Origin of the sequence: Kangiella sp., from assembly GCF_048265365.1 — a bacterium.
Taxonomy (GTDB): domain Bacteria; phylum Pseudomonadota; class Gammaproteobacteria; order Enterobacterales; family Kangiellaceae; genus Kangiella.
The window spans coordinates 1-5,775 of sequence record NZ_JBLXBT010000027.1; the positions used below are offsets into that span (position 1 = coordinate 1).

General features: G+C 42.7%; 3 protein-coding genes. All 3 read left to right on the top strand.

Translation table 11 applies throughout. The annotated features are described in order from the left end of the window. The first annotated feature begins 126 nt into the window (after positions 1-126). The 3 genes from ACN0VI_RS15495 to ACN0VI_RS15505 are packed head-to-tail and all read left to right on the top strand — an operon-like array spanning position 127 to position 5,508. A complete protein-coding gene (locus ACN0VI_RS15495; RefSeq protein WP_417447426.1) occupies positions 127-1,056 on the top strand; it encodes a COG2958 family protein in 930 nt (309 codons plus the stop codon). Positions 1,057-1,081: 25 nt separating this feature from the next. Next, complete coding sequence (locus tag ACN0VI_RS15500) at positions 1,082-2,275, top strand: hypothetical protein (protein ID WP_417447427.1); 1,194 nt, start codon at positions 1,082-1,084, stop codon at positions 2,273-2,275. Further along, on the top strand, positions 2,275-5,508 hold the full coding sequence (locus ACN0VI_RS15505) for a type I restriction endonuclease subunit R (protein WP_417447428.1): 3,234 nt from the start codon (positions 2,275-2,277) through the stop codon (positions 5,506-5,508). Before ACN0VI_RS15500 ends, ACN0VI_RS15505 begins: the two co-directional genes overlap by 1 nt. Positions 5,509-5,775 lie beyond the last annotated feature (267 nt).

Sequence of the window (5,775 nt, forward strand, 5' to 3'; positions counted from 1 at the left end):
CTTGATGTCATTCCTAACGGAGAGAAAATTGTAGGTATTAGAAAGGTACTGAAGCCTTTTGGATAAGCCTGACCTAATATTAGACGTTGCTATTAGACACGCTACTCGAATAAAGGAAATTAGTAAATGACTACCCGCGTTGAGATGATCATTGAAACACTAAAGGATAATCCTGATCAGAAGTTTACTGCTCGGGAGTTAGCTAAAGTGTTTATTGAACGTTATCCCGTCGAAATTGCAGAAAAGCAGACGAACCCAAGATATAACACGAAAGAAAAACTGATTGCTCAGTTGGCGGCTGAAATCGGTGGTGAGCGCACTGTCGCAGCCCAAAAAGCCTGCGCCAATGTGGCGACGCGAGATAAGCCTCGTCCACGGATCTACTACTGGGATGCAGACCCTTCTGTTGCAGAGGCCGATGAAATAATCGAAGAGCCTGAAGAACAGAGTGTGGATACGCCCCTCACCTCAAAAAGTTTAAATGAGCACGATTTATACCCCATGCTGATTGAGTACCTCAGTACGGACCTTGGACTGTATTGCCAACGTATCGATGAACGCAAATCAAAAAACACCCATGGCAGCGGTGGTAATCACTGGTTACACCCAGATATCGTTGCCCTAGAGCCGCTAGACCAAGGCTGGGATGAGGCCGTGCGTAGCTGTGTACGAAGCGGTCATCATAGCTCGGTTCGTCTTTGGTCTTTTGAGGTAAAAAAGCACCTGACCAAAAGCAATGTGCGTAAGTATTTCTTCCAAGCGGTGTCTAATTCTAGCTGGGCTAACTACGGTTACCTTGTGGCTACGGGACTGAATAGTGATGTGGAAGCCGAGCTACAAATGCTTTCTAGTCTGCATGGTATCGGCTTACTAATACTTAATACTGAATCGCTTTATGATAGCCAAATATTGATCCCCGCGAGAGAAAGAAGCAATGTAGACTGGCAATCCGCTAACCGAATCGTAACTGAAAACCGCGATTTTCATTACTACATTGAGCAAGTCGGGATTTATAACCTTACTGGGAAAATCACCGACCGAGCTTGGAACCGATAGAACTAATTATTAAAGGGACTTATAAATGTACGAAAGCTTACTTGTTAACATCAGTAAATACGCTGCTAGCGACAAAAACTCTCCTATTGAAAACTTCATAACTGAAGCTTTTGCTTGGTTATTACGAAATGACCCATCAGTAAGAGAAGCAATCGCTACGCTCTTACACAACAAGGCCAAAGAGCAAAGCTTAGAGATCCCACTCGTTGGCAACTCAGAGCGCATTGATACCCAAGTTAATTTCAATGGTAGGTATCCAGATATGTGCTGGGAGTCTAAAGACCATTCCTTTCGCATTATATTTGAACATAAAGTTTGGTCAGAGCTTCACGATAGCCAGCTGGATAACTACCGTAAGTACGCAGAAGAAAAATTCGGTGAGGCTTTTACGCTTGTATTGATCACCGCTCATATAGGACAACACAGACAAAGCCCAGATTTAGCACTATGTTGGTATCAAATAGCTGAAGAAATCGAAAAAGTCACAGACGGCGATGAAAAAGAAAAATGGATTCGAGGAGAGTTTACCAACCTTTTAAAAAGTAACGGGTTGATAGATATGTCACCGATCAACCCCCTTTCTATTTTCTACTACAACGATGCAAAAAAACTAAACCAACAGCTCTACGATATTGCCACAAGAACTGCAAACCAAAGCTGGCCTATCCAGCGACTAGTCGATGATCATATTTCATATAACAAAATAGCACTTCAACGTAAGGTAGGCATAAACGAAAGAATCGGTAAGCACGACGCTTGGGGCCGTATTGGTTTAGAATTTAACAATGTCACTAAAGAATACGAAGAGGGAGGTTGGACTCCTGGGTTCTTCTGCGGTTTTGCCATTGATGGATATGATCACTGCATAAATGACCTTATGCCAACAGAACCATTAGCCGTATTGATTATGGACATTGATAAACCTCTTCACTCAGCAATGAACTCTAATGCTCATTATAAGGCCTTAGTTAATGAACTCATTTTACCTAAGGGATGGCATTTCAGTGACCGCACAACTAAAAATAAGAACGAAAACCCATGGCATCCTCTTATTATTTATCGAGGTCTCACTGACTTTATTGGAAATGCTACAACACTTGAACAACAAAGTGACACATTTCTCCAACAGATGACGGAACTCCAACAAGCACTACTCAATTGCACTTCTTTTGTCGATTTCTGCAAAGACATGCACCGCCTGTATGAGGAAAAACAATAATGATCACAGAAGATCAATTAGAACAGCTGTGCCTTGATTGGTTTAAAGAGCTTAACTACCAATATGTAAATGGCTATGACATCGCGCCCGATGGAGCTTCTCCTGAACGAGAAAACTTTCAGCAAGTCACCTTGCGCCAGCGTTTAATTGATCGACTGGTAAAACTGAATCCATTTGTGCCTTATGACAGCTTACTTGAAGTAGCTAAAAGAGTTGCAACACCTGAAACGCCCATTCTGATCAAAAATAACCGTATCTTCCATAAGTATTTGATCGAAGGTGTGCCGCTTGAATATTCCATTGAGCAAGACGGCAAGCAGGTCACAAAGCACACCCATGTGCGTTTAATCGACTTTAATAATCCGGATAAAAACGAATTTTTAGTGGTTAATCAGTTCACTATCACAGGTAAAAAGGGCAACCGACGCCCCGATATTGTGGTATTTATCAACGGGCTGCCAATGGCGGTAATCGAACTTAAAAACCCCGCTAATGAACAAACTGATATTTGGAATGCTTATAACCAGCTACAGACCTATAAAGATGAAATTTCAGACTTGTTTGTATTTAACGAAGCCTTGGTTGTGAGCGATGGTTGGGTAGCCCGTGTCGGCTCTCTTACCGCCAATCAAGAGCGTTACTTACCTTGGAAAGCTATCAACCACGAAGACGACAAGCCGTTATTAGAGTTTCAATTAGAAACCTTGGTACGAGGTTTTTTCAAACCTGAGCTTTTATTGGATTATTTACGTTACTTTATCTTGTTCGAGAATGACGGCGACAACGTTATTAAGAAGATCGCCGGTTACCATCAATTCCATGCGGTACGTGCCGCAGTACAAGCAACCATCATTGCAGCAGATACTCAAACGGGTATTGGCGAACGTCGCGCCACATACCTTAAAAAGGTAAAGCCTGGTAGCCGTAAAGCAGGTGTTGTTTGGCACACACAAGGCAGTGGCAAAAGCATCTCTATGGTGTGCTATGCCAGCAAATTGCTTCAGCAGCCAGAGCTTAATAACCCAACGATTGTGGTCGTGACGGATCGTAATGACTTAGATAGCCAGCTGTTCAACACGTTTTCCATGGCGAGCGAGACTTTAAAACAAACGCCACAACAGGCCGATGGCCGTGACGAATTACGAGAGTTACTACTTAATCGTCAATCCGGTGGCATCATCTTTACTACCGTGCAGAAGTTTTCATTATTAGAAAAAGAAACAGAGCACCCAAAACTCTCTCAACGCTCAAACATTATTGTCATTTCAGATGAAGCCCATCGCAGCCAATATGGCAACAAAGCTCGCTTAGTCGATGTAAAAGATGAGCATGGTGAAGTAATTGGTAAACGCTATGTTTACGGTTATTCCAAATACATGCGCGATGCTCTGCCCTTTGCTTCATTTATCGGCTTCACAGGCACACCAATTGACAAAGATGACAAGGATACTCGTAGTGTCTTTGGCGACTATGTTTCCATCTACGATATTCAAGATGCGGTAGACGACGGCGCGACGGTTCCGATTTATTATGAATCCCGCCTTGCCAAGTTAGATATAAATCAAGACAAAATCGAAGCACTCAACGATCAAGTAGAAGACGAAATCGGCGAGGAGGAAGAAACCGCTAGCCGTGAGAAAATTAAATCTCAATGGTCAGCCTTAGAAAAACTGGTCGGTGCTCAGCCACGCATTGACGCAGTAGCAAAAGATCTTGTTGAGCACTTCACAACTCGCTGCGAAACCTTCCCCGGTAAAGCGATGATTGTTGGCATGAGCCGTGAGATCTGTGTCGATTTATACAATGCAATTATTGCTATTAAGCCTGAGTGGCACGATGATGATCCAAACAAGGGCGCCATTAAAGTCGTCATGACAGGCTCAGCATCGGATCGTCAAAAGATGCAATCGCATATCTACGATAAGAAAACCAAGAAGCTATTTGAGAAACGTTTTAAAGACACAGACGATGAGCTAAAGCTCGTCATTGTTCGTGATATGTGGCTCACCGGCTTCGATGCTCCGTGCTGTCATACCATGTACATAGATAAACCGATGAAAAGCCATAATCTGATGCAGGCCATTGCGCGGGTAAACCGTGTATTCAAAGACAAACCGGGTGGTTTGGTGGTGGACTACCTCGGCATAGCAAACGATCTTAAAGATGCACTGAAAACCTATACAAATAGCCAAGGTAAAGGTCAGCCAACCCTTGATACGGCTGAGGCTTTTGCATACCTAGAAGAGCGTATTGATATTATCCGTGGCATGTTTGCAACGCCATCTGATAACGGTTCTGTATTTTCATACCTTGATACTTATGAAACGAAGCCATTACAGCTTCTGCCAGGTGCGGTAAACCATATATCAGGCTTGAGCCACACCAATCGCGAAGGCAAAGAAGTACGTGATGGCAAACGCCGATTCCTTGACGCGATGGTCCAACTAAATAAAGCCTACTCTTTATGTAATACCCTTGATGAAGTCGAACCTTATAAAAATGAAATAGCCTTTTATGGTGCCATCAAGACAGCATTTTTAAAGCATTCAAATGTTGATCAGAAACGCAGTGATGAACTGCGTAATTCTGCCCTTCGGCAAATTTTAAATAACGCCATCATTGCAGATGGAGTGGATGATATTTTCACAACAGTTGGTTTAGATAAACCCAATATTGGTTTGCTATCCGAAGAGTTCTTAGAAGATATGAAGCACATGAAAGAAAAGAATCTCGCTGTTGAGTTACTAGAGAAACTTCTTCGCGATGAAGTCAAAGCTCGAATGAAAACAGATAAGGTACAGGAGAAAAAATACTCCGACCGCATCATGGCAACACTACAGAAATACCATAACCGCAGCATCGAAACCGCTCAGGTCATTGAAGAACTGATTCAATGGGCGAAAGAAATGCAAGCTGATGCTGAGATGATGAAGGAAATGAATCTCACCGCTGATGAAATCGCCTTCTATCGTGCCTTGGTTGCCAATGAAGCTTCTGTAAGAGAACTAGGCGATGACAACTTACGCAAGTTAGCGATTGAACTAACCCACCAGCTACGTATATCTGCAACCGTTGATTGGTCAAAACGTGAGAGTGTTCGTGCTCGTATGCGTAACCTTGTTCGTCGATTATTACGTCGCTTTAAATATCCGCCAGATAAATCAGATGAAGCTATCCGCTTGGTGCTAGAACAAGCAGAAGCACTTTCTGATAGCTGGGCTTATAGCAATTAAAGCCGCACTTTCAAATAGGGGGAAATATGCGTTATTTGGGTATATGTGAGAATTCAGGGCGTCAATATGAAGGAAGTATGCATCATGCTATCCCAGTAAGTTCTGGTATACATCTACTTCCGATTAGTTTCATAGGTCACGAAATTAACATTAGTAGTAAGGTATTTGGATACTCTTATTTACTATTCAGTGGACTTCCCAGAGTTTGCTAGACAGTAGGAACTTCTAAAAAATACTTTTCTTCGAACTTAGCAGGTGACACGCCAC

Coding starts and splice junctions, on each gene's coding strand:
- ACN0VI_RS15495 (WP_417447426.1), top strand. CDS start 127: ATGACTACCCGCGTTGAGATGATCATTGAAACACTAAAGGATAATCCT.
- ACN0VI_RS15505 (WP_417447428.1), top strand. CDS start 2,275: ATGATCACAGAAGATCAATTAGAACAGCTGTGCCTTGATTGGTTTAAA.
- ACN0VI_RS15500 (WP_417447427.1), top strand. CDS start 1,082: ATGTACGAAAGCTTACTTGTTAACATCAGTAAATACGCTGCTAGCGAC.